Origin of the sequence: Microbacterium sp. F2 (genome assembly GCF_052274505.1) — a bacterium.
Classification (GTDB): Bacteria; Actinomycetota; Actinomycetes; order Actinomycetales; family Microbacteriaceae; genus Microbacterium.
On the sequence record NZ_JBNVBV010000002.1, the window covers coordinates 65373 to 78302 of the forward strand.

At 67.7% G+C, this 12930-nt stretch carries 13 protein-coding genes; 4 read left to right on the plus strand and 9 right to left on the minus strand.

What is annotated here, in order from left to right; all coding sequences use genetic code 11:
* Positions 1-17: 17 nt before the first annotated feature.
* From ACQVDU_RS05335 to guaB, 8 genes are all read right to left on the minus strand, one after another.
* The gene (locus tag ACQVDU_RS05335) at positions 18-251 is read right to left on the minus strand and encodes a MoaD/ThiS family protein (protein WP_443476438.1); all 234 of its coding nucleotides are present in this window, start codon (positions 249-251) and stop codon (positions 18-20) included.
* Positions 251-1264 (minus strand): DUF6457 domain-containing protein, encoded by a 1014-nt coding sequence (locus tag ACQVDU_RS05340; protein ID WP_443476439.1) that lies wholly within the window; start codon positions 1262-1264, stop codon positions 251-253. The genes ACQVDU_RS05335 and ACQVDU_RS05340 overlap by 1 nt, the downstream gene beginning before the upstream one ends.
* Positions 1265-1293: 29 nt before the next feature.
* Positions 1294-1764 (minus strand): cyclic pyranopterin monophosphate synthase MoaC, encoded by a 471-nt coding sequence (gene moaC / locus ACQVDU_RS05345; protein ID WP_292709878.1) that lies wholly within the window; start codon positions 1762-1764, stop codon positions 1294-1296.
* Positions 1761-2981 (minus strand): molybdopterin molybdotransferase MoeA, encoded by a 1221-nt coding sequence (locus ACQVDU_RS05350; RefSeq protein ID WP_443476440.1) that lies wholly within the window; start codon positions 2979-2981, stop codon positions 1761-1763. Before ACQVDU_RS05350 ends, moaC begins: the two co-directional genes overlap by 4 nt.
* Entirely contained in the window at positions 2978-3772 is a 795-nt protein-coding gene (locus ACQVDU_RS05355) for a HesA/MoeB/ThiF family protein (protein ID WP_443476441.1), read from the minus strand. Before ACQVDU_RS05355 ends, ACQVDU_RS05350 begins: the two co-directional genes overlap by 4 nt.
* 168 nt (positions 3773-3940) lie before the next feature.
* Positions 3941-4219, minus strand: coding sequence for a DUF2277 domain-containing protein (locus tag ACQVDU_RS05360; RefSeq protein WP_228179476.1), 279 nt, complete (start codon positions 4217-4219; stop codon positions 3941-3943).
* Between the two features lie 173 nt (positions 4220-4392).
* Positions 4393-5244 carry an endonuclease domain-containing protein gene (locus ACQVDU_RS05365; protein ID WP_443476442.1) on the minus strand — a complete coding sequence of 284 codons (852 nt, stop codon included), beginning with the start codon at positions 5242-5244 and terminating at the stop codon, positions 4393-4395.
* Positions 5245-5438: 194 nt separating this feature from the next.
* Positions 5439-6941, minus strand: coding sequence for an IMP dehydrogenase (guaB, locus tag ACQVDU_RS05370; protein ID WP_443476443.1), 1503 nt, complete (start codon positions 6939-6941; stop codon positions 5439-5441).
* A gap of 283 nt (positions 6942-7224) precedes the next feature.
* On the opposite strand from guaB, the gene ACQVDU_RS05375 reads away from it, so the two are divergent.
* The 4 genes from ACQVDU_RS05375 to ACQVDU_RS05390 are packed head-to-tail and all read left to right on the plus strand — an operon-like array spanning position 7225 to position 11239.
* Positions 7225-8469: a branched-chain amino acid ABC transporter permease gene (locus ACQVDU_RS05375; RefSeq protein WP_300590555.1), complete on the plus strand. Its 1245-nt coding sequence runs from the start codon at positions 7225-7227 to the stop codon at positions 8467-8469.
* A 13-nt stretch (positions 8470-8482) separates the two neighbouring features.
* A complete protein-coding gene (locus ACQVDU_RS05380; protein ID WP_292709866.1) occupies positions 8483-9463 on the plus strand; it encodes a branched-chain amino acid ABC transporter permease in 981 nt (326 codons plus the stop codon).
* On the plus strand, positions 9453-10478 hold the full coding sequence (locus ACQVDU_RS05385; RefSeq protein ID WP_443476444.1) for an ABC transporter ATP-binding protein: 1026 nt from the start codon (positions 9453-9455) through the stop codon (positions 10476-10478). Before ACQVDU_RS05380 ends, ACQVDU_RS05385 begins: the two co-directional genes overlap by 11 nt.
* Positions 10475-11239 carry an ABC transporter ATP-binding protein gene (locus tag ACQVDU_RS05390; RefSeq protein WP_443476445.1) on the plus strand — a complete coding sequence of 255 codons (765 nt, stop codon included), beginning with the start codon at positions 10475-10477 and terminating at the stop codon, positions 11237-11239. Before ACQVDU_RS05385 ends, ACQVDU_RS05390 begins: the two co-directional genes overlap by 4 nt.
* 350 nt (positions 11240-11589) lie before the next feature.
* On the opposite strand, the gene ACQVDU_RS05395 is transcribed toward ACQVDU_RS05390, so the two are convergent.
* Entirely contained in the window at positions 11590-12858 is a 1269-nt protein-coding gene (locus tag ACQVDU_RS05395; RefSeq protein WP_443476446.1) for an ABC transporter substrate-binding protein, read from the minus strand.
* Positions 12859-12930: the final 72 nt, after the last annotated feature.

A 12930-nucleotide genomic window follows, 5' to 3' on the forward strand; every position in this document is an offset into this window, starting at 1 on the left:
GCGGACTTCGGACGCGCTCAGCCGCCGGCGAAGGGCGGCAGGATGTCGACGACATCGGATGCCGACAGCGGCATATCGGCATCCGTGCGCTCTCCGTTGACGAGCACCGCGCACCGCGGCAGCACGAATCCGAGGCGTTCGTGGTCGCTCACGATCGCAGCGCGCAGGGCGTCGAGCGTCACTTCGCCGCGGATCTCTTCGTCGGCACCGGCTGCGTCAGCCGCGCCGGCAAAGTAGCGAACCGTCGCCATCAGACTCCGCTCCCGTCGCTGCGAGGAGCACGACCCTCGGCCCACGCGCCGGCGAGCGCGACGACCTCGGCGAGGGCGGCCGCGGTGTCTTCGGGAGTTCCGCCCGCCCGGCCCGCCACGAGCCCCGCGACGAAGGCGCTCAGCGGCGCAGCGGGGCGCGCGACGTCATGCGCGACATCGCGCGCGAGGTCGAGCACGAGTGCGATCGGAACCTGCTCGGCATCCAGACCGAAGCGGTCGCGCAGGATCGAGGACCACTCATCGAGCGCCTCGGGCGGAAGGGTGCGGTCGTTCATGCGGGCTCCTGACTCTCGAGACCGGGCACGGGACAGATCCTGCCACGTGTCGACATCGGTCGTCACCCCGGTGGCATCCGGCAGATCTCGGCAGTGCAGGTCGGCGAACAGATCACTCATCCGCGCCCCCACCGGATTCGTCAGTCTGGCAGTGGCCTCGGCGAGCACCTGCGTCCGAATCCGGGCACAGAGCCACTGGCGGCGACCGGCAGCATCCACGAGCACGACTCCGTCCACGCCGGTGGGGTCGTCACGGCCCGCCGCGACGAGGGCCGCCACGGTGCGATCGCCTGCGGCGAGGTCGCCGGCCAACAGCAGCACCTCGTCGGCATCCACGCGGCCGATCACTGCGGTGATCGCGGCGACCGGTCCGCCTCCTGCCGGCTCCTCGCTCATCACCACGACGCGCGATGCGGCCGACTGTCCCGAACGCAGGATGAACGGCGCACCCGTACCCGTGGGCGCGGCTCCGTAGGGCATTGATCCTGCATTCGGCCCGGCCTCGGCAGGGTAACGACCCGTCGCCGGGTCCGTGGGCGGCGTGCCGACGACGATGACTGTCCCATCACACGCGTCGAGCGCGGCATCCGTCGTACGTCGCAGCATCGACCGACCAGCGACCTCCAGGGCGGTCTTGTCGATACCACCCATCCGCGATGCCCGGCCTCCCGACAGGATGATCGCACCGATCCGGGCTCGCGAACGGGGGGCGGACACACCCGGACCTGAAACCGGGTCGTCAGGCATCACTCCGCACGCGTCCACGATCCCGAGCGGCCGCCCTCTTTGGCGGTGATGCAGGCATCCGTGATGGTGACGGTGCGGTCGATGCCCTTGACCATGTCGACCACCGAGAGCGCAGCGACGGTCACGGCGGTCAGCGCCTCCATCTCGACCCCGGTGCGGTCGGCGGTGCGCACCGTCGCGGTGATGCTCATTCCGGCATCCTCGATCTGCAGGTCCACGACGACGCCGTGCACCCCGATGACGTGCGCGAGCGGCAGCAGTTCGGGGGTGCGCTTGGCGGCCTGGATGCCGGCGATCCGCGCGACCGCGAGCACATCACCCTTCGGCACACTGCCCTCACGCAGCGCCGCGACGGTGTCGGGAGCCATCGAAACGAAGGCGCGCGCGGAGGCCGCACGCACCGTCGGCTGCTTGCCGGTGACATCCACCATGCGGGCGTGACCGGACTCGTCGAGGTGCGTGAAACTCATGTCACCAGCATGACATCGACGAGATCGCCCGCGGCCACCTCCTCGACGGATGCCGGAACCACTGCCCACGCCTCGGCGAGCGCGAGCGCACCGGCGCGGTGGGAACCGGATCCGCCCGCTGTCGCCGGACGCACCGTCCATACCGCGGGATCCGACCGATCGATTGCGACGGGCATGAACTGCTCGCGACCGGGCGGCGTGCGCCATCCGGTCGAGACTCGCAGGCGCACGATCGGGCGCAGCACGTCATGTCTGCCCTGCATCCGCAGCAGCGCCGGGCGCACGAATGCCTCGAACGACACGGCGACGCTCACGGGGTTCCCGGGCAGGCAGAAGACCGGGATGCCGCCGACGGCGCCGTGTCCCTGCGGCTTGCCGGGCTGCATCGCGACCGTCAGGAACTGCACACCTGTCGGTTCGAGCACCTCGCGCACCACCTCGTAGGCGCCGACGCTTGCGCCGCCGGTCAGCACGATCGCGTCCGGGGAGTCGGCTTCGACGCGGGCGAGTACCCGCCGCAACACCGCCGGGTCATCGCCGACGCGGATGAGCTCGGTGACGACACCGTCAGCTGCTCGCACGAGTCCGTCGAGCAGCAGCCCGTTGGACTCGGGGATCTGCCCCGGCCCGACGGGCTCACCAGGCGCGACCAGCTCGTCGCCGCTGGCGATCACCACAACGCGCGGGGCCGGGCGAACGAGCACGGATGCCGCACCAGCCGCTGCCGCCGCCGATCGCTGCAGCGCGCCCAGCCGCTCGCCCGCAGCGACCACGGCATCCCCGACCGAGACGTCGTCTCCCCGGCCGCGGATGTGCGCGCCGGGGGTCGGCGCGGCGTCGAGGTGAATGACCGATCCCGGCGCGACGTCACGGAACGGCTCCGCGGTCTGCTCGTGCGGCACGATGGCGTCGGCTCCCGCCGGAAGCGGAGCGCCTGTCATGATCCGGGCTGCTTCCCCGGGCCCGATGCTGGCGCCGGGGGCAACGCCTGCCGGGATGTCGGCGACGACGGTGCGCGGGACGGCTCCGTCGCCGGTCCGGACGGCGTAGCCATCCATCGCGGAATTGTCGAAGGCGGGGATCTCGAGGGTGGCAACGACAGGTTCCACGGTCGTGCGACCCCAGGCATCCGTGATGGAGACCCGCACCGGCGTCAAGGGCGTGGTCGCCGCGAGGATCGCGTCGCGATGTTCGGCGACAGTGCGCGTGAAAATCATGCGTGCGAGGGGGCGGGAACGGCGGATGCCGAGCGGACCGGGAGTTCTCGCATCGTTCCGGCGAGCGCGTCGATGACCGCGATCCGCCCGAGCAGCGGGCGCCCCTCGCCGACGATGAGCTTGATCGCCTCGGATGCCATGAGCGAGCCGGTCTGCATGCAGACTGACGCCAGGACGCCGACCTCCTCGCACGTGACGACCTGGCCGGTCGAGCCGGCGGGGAACAGGTCGCTCAGGCGCACCGGCTGGGCCCCCGCGGGCGGTGCCGACCAGAAGACTGTCACCTGCGACCAGAACTCCAGCACGCTCCCCCACACGACCGGCAGGCCGAGCTCTGCGGCTGCGGCATCCACGACGTCGCGGGTCTCGAAGGTGTCGGACCCGTCGAGCACGAGGTCGTAGTCAGACAGGATTCCGCGCGCGTTAGCGGCGGTCAGGCGCACCGGATGCTCGATCACGCGCACCCCGGGGGCGAGGCCGCGCGCACGAGCCGCAGCGCTCTCGGTCTTCGGCTCGCCGACTGTGTCAACGGAGTGAATGATCTGCCGGTGCAGGTTGGTCAGGTCCACGACGTCGTCGTCGATGATGCCGATCGTTCCGACGCCCGCGGCGGCGAGGGCCAGGATGACGGAGGACCCGAGCCCACCGGCTCCCACGACCGCGACGCGAGCAGCAGCGAGGCGGCGCTGACCCAGGTCACCGATAGCGAAGAGTTTTCGGTGGCGCGCGGTGCGGTCGCGTTCGGCATCCGTCAGCGCATCGATGGGCTCGACGAGAGGAGGAAGTGACATGCCCCTACGCTAGCCCGCGCTGCGGCGTGCGGACCGGCGTCGCTCAACTCCGCGGGATCGCACCAACTCCGCACCTGCGGGGCAGAATCCTGCGAACTTCGCGTGGTTCTGCGAAGTTCGGGGTCGCCAGCGAGCGGGTCAGTCGGCGAACGGATGCCGCGAGCTGACCTACGCGACCGAGTAGCGCCCCGACGCGACGGCGCGAGCACGAGCCTTGGCGGCCTCTTCTTCGCGGTTCTTCGGCGGCGTTACGGCGACGAGGTCGTCGAGCAGGTGCTGGGTAGCGTGGGCGATCTCGTGGACCGCCCGGTCGAAGGCATCCTGGTTCGCCTTGGACGGCTTGGTCGTCCCGGCAATCTTGCGCACGTACTGCAAAGCCGCCGCGTGCACCTCATCCGAGGTCGCAGCCGGCTCGAAGTTGTGAAGGGTGTGGATGTTCCGGCACATGCCCCGACCATACGCCCGCCCCGCGCGGCTCGACCACCCCACCCCCGGGCCGTGCCCGGCACCACGAAGTTCGCAGAATCATGCAAAGTTCGCACGATCGTCGCGGCATCCTGCGACGTTGGCGCGATTCTGCGGACCTGGACGATGCGGGGGCGGGGCGGCGGCAGGCGGGCTCAGGATGCGAGGTGGAGACGTGCCGCGAGGGCGCGACGGATGCTGCGCTCAACCGCCGGCCAGTCGTGAACGATCTGCGCGTAGCTCAGGCGCATGACGGTGTATCCGCGAAGCGCAAGCTCGGCGTCGTGGGCGATGTCCTTCGTGCGCTGTGCGCTTGAGGAGTGATGCGCGAACCCGTCGATCTGCAGCACGAGCCTCTCGCCGATCAGGAGGTCGACGAATCGTCCGGCGATCTTCGCCTGTTGCACCACCGGAACGCCCCAGCGGCGCAGCGGCAGGACGACGAGGGTCTCGAGCCCGGAGTCGGAGAGCCCGACGACCTCCCCAGCCAGGTCTCGCGCGGCGCAAGAGGTCCAGGGGATGCGCCTGAGCGCCTCGGGCGCAAGACCCTCCACCCGAACCGCGGATTCCCAGACGGCGAGCGCAGCGTCGTGAGGAAAACACCCGGCGACGTGCGCGAGCGCGTCCTCGACCGTCGCCGTGAGGTTGCGCCCGGGCGGCGAGAGAGGGATCGTCCAGTGAAGGCGCCCCGGCCATCCGTCAGGCAGGCGCGCGGAACCGGAGCCGGGAACCATATGCAGATGGGGATGCGGATCCAGGTCTGGCGGCATCCACCACCCTCTCCTGCGTGCGAGGGAGAGGCATGAGATCCGCCCGCCCGCGGTGGCCGCGGTGACGAGATCGGGCGCGGCATCCGGAAGGGTCACCCAGGCGCGACGGATGACGCGCGCCTTCCCGTCCCGCACGAACCCCCGCACGGCCGCGACCCTGTACCCGGCACGCAGGATGTCGCTCCGATGCGCGACTCCACCCTGCCGCCGCAACCACTCTTCGAGCTCTGGCGTCACACCGCGAGTCTGTGCCGTCAGCGAGCGCAACGACCGCGAGCGGCATCCTTCTGCACGCTCTTGACGGCACTGCCGCCCTGGGGAGGAGCCGCCAACTCCGCAGAATCGCCCCTACTCCACAGGATTCGGGGCAGAGAATGCGAGGTTCGCGCGAATCTGCGGACTTCGCGAGCGAACCAGACGGATGCCGCGGGTCAGCGCTTGTAGTTCGGCGCCTCGACCACGATCTGCACGTCGTGCGGGTGGGACTCCTTGAGGCCGGCAGAGGTGATGCGCACGAACTTGCCCTTCGCCTTCAGCTCCTCGACCGTTCGGGCGCCCACGTAGAACATCGACTGCCGGAGGCCCCCGACAAGCTGGTACGCGACTGCAGCGAGCGGGCCGCGGTAGGCGACCTGCCCCTCGATCCCCTCGGGGATGAGCTTGTCGTCGGTGGGGACGTCGGCCTGGAAGTACCGGTCCTTCGAGTAGGAGGTCTTCTTGCCGCGCGTCTGGAGAGCCCCGAGCGATCCCATGCCTCGGTACTGCTTGAACTGCTTGCCGCCCTGGAAGACGATCTCACCCGGAGCCTCGTCGGTGCCGGCGAACAGCGAACCGATCATGACCGAGTCTGCGCCAGCAACCAGCGCCTTCGCGATATCGCCCGAGTACTGCAGGCCACCGTCGGCGATGACCGGAACACCAGCCTCGCGCGCAGCCTGGAACGCCTCGTAGATCGCCGTGACCTGCGGAACGCCGACACCGGCGACAATGCGCGTCGTGCAGATCGAGCCCGGGCCCACGCCGACCTTCACGGCATCCACACCGGCGTCGATCAGCGCCTGCGCACCCTCGCGGGTCGCGACATTGCCGCCGATGATGTCGATGCCCGCGAACGACGGGTCGGCCTTCAGCCGCCGCACGATGTCGATGACTCCCGCCGACTGACCGTTGGCGGTGTCGACGACGAGCACGTCGACTCCGGCATCCCGCAGCGCCTCAGCACGCTCCCACGCATCGCCGAAGAATCCGATGGCAGCTCCCACGCGCAGTCGCCCGTGCTCGTCCTTGGTGGCAAGCGGGTACTTCTCGCTCTTGTCGAAGTCCTTGATGGTGATCAGGCCCGCGAGCTTGCCGTTGTCGTCGATGAGCGGCAGCTTCTCGACGCGATGCTTGGCGAAGGTCGCGATGACATCATTCGCGCCGATCCCGACGGGAGCGGTGATGAGGCCCTCGCTGGTCATGACGTCTTTGACGAGGGTGGTCTTGCGCTCGAAGCCCGACACGAAGCGCATGTCGCGGTTAGTGACGATGCCGACGAGCGTTCCCTCCTCGTCGATGACCGGAAGTCCCGAGATGCGGTAGGTCGCGCACATCGCGTCGACCTCTTCGATCGTGGCGTCGGGAGTCGTTGTGACGGGGTCGGAGATCATGCCCGACTCGCTGCGCTTGACCCGATCGACCTGAGCCGCCTGCTCCTCGATCGAGAGGTTTCGATGCAGGATGCCGAGTCCCCCCTCACGGGCGACGGCGATCGCCATCCGCGCCTCGGTCACGGTGTCCATTGCGCTGGAAATGAGCGGGATTGCGACAGTGATGCGGCGCGTAACCCGGGACGACGTGTCGGCCTCGCTCGGGATGACGTCGGTGTGACCCGGCAGCAGAAGAACGTCGTCATAGGTGAGTCCGACGAATCCGAACGGGTCGTGAGTGTCCATGCTTCTCCTGCGGTCGCGAGCCTTATAGAGAATTCTACGTTCGCGGGCTCGCCAACATTCCCGAGTCGTCCTCGCGGCCAGCCCCGCAACGGAATGGGATCGTTCTCACCCGAATATGCCCCGGAAACACCGCCGACACATTACGCTCGTACGGTCGTCTATCACGGTCGAAGCGACTTCCTCGGCCGTTGCCGTCCGGGAGGTCTGAGTGACACATCCGAATGCCCGAGCCAGGACGACGCGCAATCGCGCGGGTGCGCTTCTGGCGTTGGCACTGACCCTCATGGGCCTTCTCGCCTTGCCGACCGCGGCGCACGCGGCCGAGGACGATCCCTACCGTATCAGCGGCAACGTGCAGCTCGAGGGCGAGCCGCTCGAGGGCGTCGAGCTCACGGTGGACGGTCCCGGCGGCGAACAGACAGTCGAGACAGACGCCAGCGGGCAGTGGTCGGTCGGGGTGCCCGAACGCAATGCTGATTACACAGTCACCCTCAACGAGGAGACGCTCCCCGAGGGCATCGCTGTCATCGACGAGACCGGCGAAGACACCTCGCCCAATGTCCGTGAGGTCACCGTCGGGCCGGGTGGCCGCGTCACGACGAACTTCTTCATCGGTGAAGGCGAACGCAACACGACGAGCTTCATCGATCAGTTGCTAGAGCGGCTGGTCAATGGCGTCAACTTCGGGTTGATGCTGGCGCTGGCGGCCATCGGCCTGTCGCTCGTCTACGGCACGACCGGGATCTCGAACTTCGCCCACGGCGAGATGGTCACCTTCGGGGCCCTCATAGCGCTGCTGTTCGCCGTGGGATTGAGTCTGCCGCTGCTCGTGGCAGTCCCGCTGGCGGTGATCGTGTCAGGAGCATTCGGATACGCGATGGATGCCGGGCTCTGGCGCCCCCTGCGCCGAAAGGGGCTCGGCGTCGTCCAGCTGATGATCGTGTCGATCGGGCTCTCGCTGGCCCTCCGCTACATCTTCCAGATGTTCGTCGGCGGCGGCACCCTGCAGCTGCCCAATCCGCTCTCCGGCGTCATCCCGCTGCCGGGATCGATCGTGCTGACCTGGATGGACCTGCTCAGCATGGTCATCTCGGTCGTCGTGATCATCCTCTTCGCTCTGTGGCTCACGCGCAGTCGGATCGGGCGCGCGACGCGGGCAGTGTCCGACAACCCATCGCTGGCGGCGGCATCCGGAATCGACGTGGACGCGATCGTACGGATCGTCTGGATCCTGGCGGCCTCGCTCGCTGGACTCTCGGGCGTCCTCTGGGCCTACTTCCGGCCCGGCATCAAGTGGGACATGGGGTCGAGCATCCTGCTGCTGCTGTTCGCGGCGGTGGTCCTCGGCGGCCTCGGCACCGCACTCGGCGCCCTGGTCGGATCCCTCATCGTCGGCATCCTCGTCGAGACGACGAGCCTGTTCGGGGTTCCCGACGATCTCAAGTATGTGGGCGCGCTGGTCGTCCTGATTCTGATCCTCCTCTTCCGACCACAGGGCATCCTGGGTCGAAAAGAGCGAGTGGGCTGAAGGGGGTACGACGATGGACTTCGGTCAGATTCTGAGCAACACGCTGAGCCAGATCCTCAGCCCCACCACCCTCGGCTTCGCGCTGGCGGCTATCGGCCTGTCGATCCACTTCGGCTTCGCGGGCCTGCTGAACATGGGTGTCGCCGGCTTCATGGCAGTCGGTGCTTACGGTTTCGCGATCTCGATCCTGACGTTCGGGCTGCCGTGGTGGGCGGCGGCGCTCGTCGGCTTCGTGCTCGCAGCGGTGTTCGCGCTGATTCTCGGCATCCCGACGCTGCGTCTTCGCGGCGACTACCTCGCGATCGTGACGATCGCCGCCGCCGAGGTCGTGCGGCTGCTGTTCCTCTCGACCGCCTACAAGGACGTCACCGGTTCTGCTGACGGCCTGTTCGGCTTCCAGGCCGAGTTCCGTGCGGCAAACCCGCTGCCGCAGGGGACCTATGGCTTCGGCCCGTGGACGTACACGAGCGATCAGTGGTGGGTCATCATCATCGGCCTGGCATTGACCGCGGTAGCCGTGCTGTTCACCTGGTCGCTGATGCGCAGCCCCTGGGGACGCGTCATCAAGGGCATCCGAGAAGACGAGGATGCCGTGCGGTCGCTCGGCAAGAACGTGTTCTCGTTCAAGATGCAGGCCCTCGTCATCGGTGGCGTCATCATCGCCGCCGGCGGCATCGTCACGGCGATGGGAACGAACGTCAACCCCAACGTCTACGTGACCTCGCAGACCTTCTTCATCTGGACGGCGCTGCTGCTGGGTGGGGCGGCGACGATCTTCGGCCCGGTGCTCGGTGCTGTGCTGTTCTGGGTCGTGCGAGCGTTCCTCTCCAACCTCCTTCCCGCGCTGGTGGATGCCGGGCTCTTGCCCTTCCTCTCGCGCGAGCAGGCACAGCAGTCGGTCTTCGTCCTGATCGGGGTCGCGCTCATGCTGCTGATCATCTTCCGCCCGCAGGGGATCCTCGGGAACAAGAAGGAGTTGAGCTTTGTCCGATGAGCCGCTCGCGCCGGTAGCGCGCCCCAAGACGACAGGCCTTCATGAGGGTGAGATCCGCCCGGGTGTCGCCAAGGTCGACCCGATCATCATCGCCGACGGCGTCAAGCGCACGTTCGGCGGCCTGACCGCCGTGAATGTCGAGCACCTCGAGATCCCGCGGAATGCGATCACCGCCCTGATCGGCCCGAACGGTGCCGGAAAGACGACGTTCTTCAACCTGCTCACCGGCTTCGACAAGCCCGATGAGGGGTCGTGGACCTTCGATGGCACAGCGCTCGCGGGAGTTCCCGCGTTCAAGGTGTCGCGGATGGGCGCGGTGCGCACGTTCCAGCTGACCAAGGCTCTGGGACTTCTGACAGTGCTCGAGAACATGAAGCTCGGTGCGACGGGGCAGCGGGGCGAGAGCTTCTTAGCGTCCCTCTTCCCGTTCCTGTGGCGAAAGCAGGATGCCGAGATCGAAGAGCGCGCCCGCGTGCTGCTGAAGAAATTCAAGCTCGACGCGAAGGAGTCCGATTTCGCGGCGAGCCTGTCGGGTGGCCAGCGCAAGCTCCTCGAGATGGCGCGAGCCCTCATGAGCTCGCCGCAGTTCGTGATGCTCGATGAGCCGATGGCTGGGGTGAACCCTGCGCTCACGCAGTCGCTGCTTGACCACATCCTGGACCTGAAGGACGAGGGCATGACGGTGCTGTTCGTCGAACACGACATGCACATGGTCCGTCACATCGCCGACTGGGTCGTCGTGATGGCCGAGGGCAAGATCGTCGCCGAGGGGCCGCCCGACACCGTCATGCAGAACCCCGCGGTGATCGATGCCTACCTCGGGTCGCACCAGGATGTCGACCTGGGCGTTGTCACGGGCCGCGTGCCCGGTGAACTCAACACCGCGGCCATCGAACTGCAGCAGGAGGTGCAGGAGTTCGACGAGGTGATCGAGAAGACCCTTCACCACGAGTCGGATGCCAGCCCCAGCAAGACACCTGAGTCGGGCGAGAGCGCCGGGACGGAGAAGTCATGACCGACGCAGCAGCCACCGACGAGCGTCCCCCCGTCCGCGGGGGCACCCCGGTCGTTCTGGTCGACGACGTCCACGCCGGGTACCTGCCCGGAGTCAACATCCTCAACGGCGCGACCCTGACCGCCTGGGACGGCGAACTCATCGGCATCATCGGACCCAACGGCGCCGGCAAGTCCACGCTGCTCAAGGCGATCTTCGGCCAGGTGAAGGTGCGCCAAGGTGACATCTCGCTCAACGGCGAGAAGATCACGGGCCTGAAGGCGAACAAGCTCGTCGCCAAGGGCGTCGGGTTCGTCCCGCAGACCAACAACGTCTTTCCGAGCCTGACGATCGCCGAGAACCTCCAGATGGGCCTCTTCCAGCGCCCCAAGCTCTACACCGAGCGGCTGGAGTTCGTCACGGGGATCTTCTCGGAGCTCGGCAAGCGCCTCAATCAGCGCGCCGGGTCGCTCTCGGGCGGTGAGCGCCAGATGGTGGCTATGAGTCGCGCGCTTATGATGGATCCTGCCGTCATCCTGCTCGATGAGCCATCGGCGGGCCTGTCGCCCGCGAGGCAGGACGACGCGTTCCTGCGGGTCTCGGAGATCAACAAGGCCGGCGTGACGACGATCATGGTAGAGCAGAACGCGCGCCGCTGCCTGCAGATCTGCGACCGCGGCTACGTCCTCGATCAGGGCAAGGATGCCTACACCGGCACCGGCCGCGAGCTGCTGAACGACCCGAAGGTCATCGGCCTCTACCTCGGCACCCTCGGCGCCTAGCCGAGGCCTGACTGCACTGACGCGGCATCCGTCGCTCTTGCGGGCCCAGCCCCGTCGGCAACTCCTCAGTCCCGCCGGTCCGACGGCACAACTCGGACCGACTGAGGCGGGTATGACGCCGATCTCGAGGAGTTAGCCACACGAAACCCGCGGCTCGGCAACACACCGCGACCTGCGGGAGAGCGTGGCTAACTCGTCACAATCGACGCCTCGTCGGCTGGATTCGACAACTCTGCTGCCGCGCGGCCCGTGTTTGAGGAGTTAGCCGCAGGCCCGCGGGCACGGATGCCCACGCAACAGAAGCGGGGCCCCGACCCGAAGGTCGGAGCCCCGCTCGCTAGCCGTGAGGCTTACTCGTACGCGACGTAGTCGTTGTCTGCCGTGTACTGGTAGATGCCGATCGACGCCTCGGTCGGGTCGCCCACGTCGTCGAACGTGATCGGACCGGAGATACCGTCGTAGTCCGCAACTCCACCGCCGTTGATGATCTCGGCGCACTCGGCGAACGTGGTGCACTTCTCACCGTCGCCAGAGCCGCCGGAGACTTCCACCAGCTTGTCGGCGATCGCCACGCCATCCGTGGAGCCGGCGGCAAGCGACGCCAGCGCGAGCAGGATGACGGCGTCGTACGACTCGGCAGCGTAGCTGAACTCGGTCAGCTCCTCGTTGCCCTCATCGACCCAGAAGGTGTTGAGCGAATCGGTGAAGTCGGTGATCGTGTCGATCGAAAGGCCGGGAAGCGTTCCCTTGGCTCCTTCGAGCGAACCACCCACGTCGATGCCGTTGCTGCCGAACTGCGACAGGTTGCCGTCGACGAAGTAGAGCTTGTCGGCGGGCACGCCTGCGGCGAACAGCTCGGGCAGGATCGTCTTGACCTCTTCGAACGTGATCAGAGCGATCGCGTCGGGGTTGGCCGCGACGACCTCGGAGACCTGAGCCGAGAAGTTCGTGTCACCCGTGTTGTACGTGGGCTCGGCAACGACGGTGCCGCCGGCTGCCTCGAACGCGTCCTTGACGAAGCTCGCAAGACCGGTGCCGTACGAGTCGTTGAGGACGATCATGCCCAGGGTCTGCGCGCCCGACTCGGCGATCAGGTTTCCGAGCACCTCACCCTGCAGGGTGTCAGACGGTGCGGTACGGAAGTAGAGCCCGTTGTCGTCGTAGGTCGTGAATGCCGCCGAGGTGTTGGCGGGCGAGAACTGGATGACACCAGCGCCGACGACCTGGTCGATGAACTGCAGCGAGGTACCCGACGAGGCTGCACCGATGATCGCGGAGACGCCCTCGCCGAGCAGGCGCGGGATCTCGGTCTCGTAGGCCTTGTTGTCGGTGTCACCCGAGTCGCCCTGGATCATCTTGATGGTCACGCCGGCGTTCGCGGCGTTGACCTCGGATGCGGCGTACTCGGTACCCGCGATCTCCGGCGGGCCCAGGAAGGCCAGGTTGCCGGTGACAGGCAGCGCAGTGCCGATCTTGAGGTCGAGGGACTCGCCCGGCTCGGTGGTACCGCTCCCGCCACCGGATTCGCCGGCGCAACCCGCCAGGAAGACCGCGCTGACACCGACCACGGCGATACCGCCGAGGATCGAGCCGGCGCGGGATCGTGTGAAGACGCCCATGATGCTCCTTGCTGTGAATGGATGCGGGTCGTCAAGCGCCCGCACAGTGCCAATAACCTATCCGCGGACTGG

What these genes read in the sequence shown, in the direction of transcription:
- ACQVDU_RS05390 (WP_443476445.1), top strand. Translation starts at nt 10,475, where the DNA reads ATGACCGACGCAGCAGCCACCGACGAGCGTCCCCCCGTCCGCGGGGGC.
- ACQVDU_RS05380 (WP_292709866.1), top strand. Translation starts at nt 8,483, where the DNA reads ATGGACTTCGGTCAGATTCTGAGCAACACGCTGAGCCAGATCCTCAGC.
- ACQVDU_RS05375 (WP_300590555.1), top strand. Translation starts at nt 7,225, where the DNA reads ATGGGCCTTCTCGCCTTGCCGACCGCGGCGCACGCGGCCGAGGACGAT.
- ACQVDU_RS05350 (WP_443476440.1), bottom strand. Translation starts at nt 2,981, where the DNA reads ATGATTTTCACGCGCACTGTCGCCGAACATCGCGACGCGATCCTCGCG.
- guaB (WP_443476443.1), bottom strand. Translation starts at nt 6,941, where the DNA reads ATGGACACTCACGACCCGTTCGGATTCGTCGGACTCACCTATGACGAC.
- ACQVDU_RS05355 (WP_443476441.1), bottom strand. Translation starts at nt 3,772, where the DNA reads ATGTCACTTCCTCCTCTCGTCGAGCCCATCGATGCGCTGACGGATGCC.
- ACQVDU_RS05335 (WP_443476438.1), bottom strand. Translation starts at nt 251, where the DNA reads ATGGCGACGGTTCGCTACTTTGCCGGCGCGGCTGACGCAGCCGGTGCC.
- ACQVDU_RS05395 (WP_443476446.1), bottom strand. Translation starts at nt 12,858, where the DNA reads ATGGGCGTCTTCACACGATCCCGCGCCGGCTCGATCCTCGGCGGTATC.
- moaC (WP_292709878.1), bottom strand. Translation starts at nt 1,764, where the DNA reads ATGAGTTTCACGCACCTCGACGAGTCCGGTCACGCCCGCATGGTGGAT.
- ACQVDU_RS05360 (WP_228179476.1), bottom strand. Translation starts at nt 4,219, where the DNA reads ATGTGCCGGAACATCCACACCCTTCACAACTTCGAGCCGGCTGCGACC.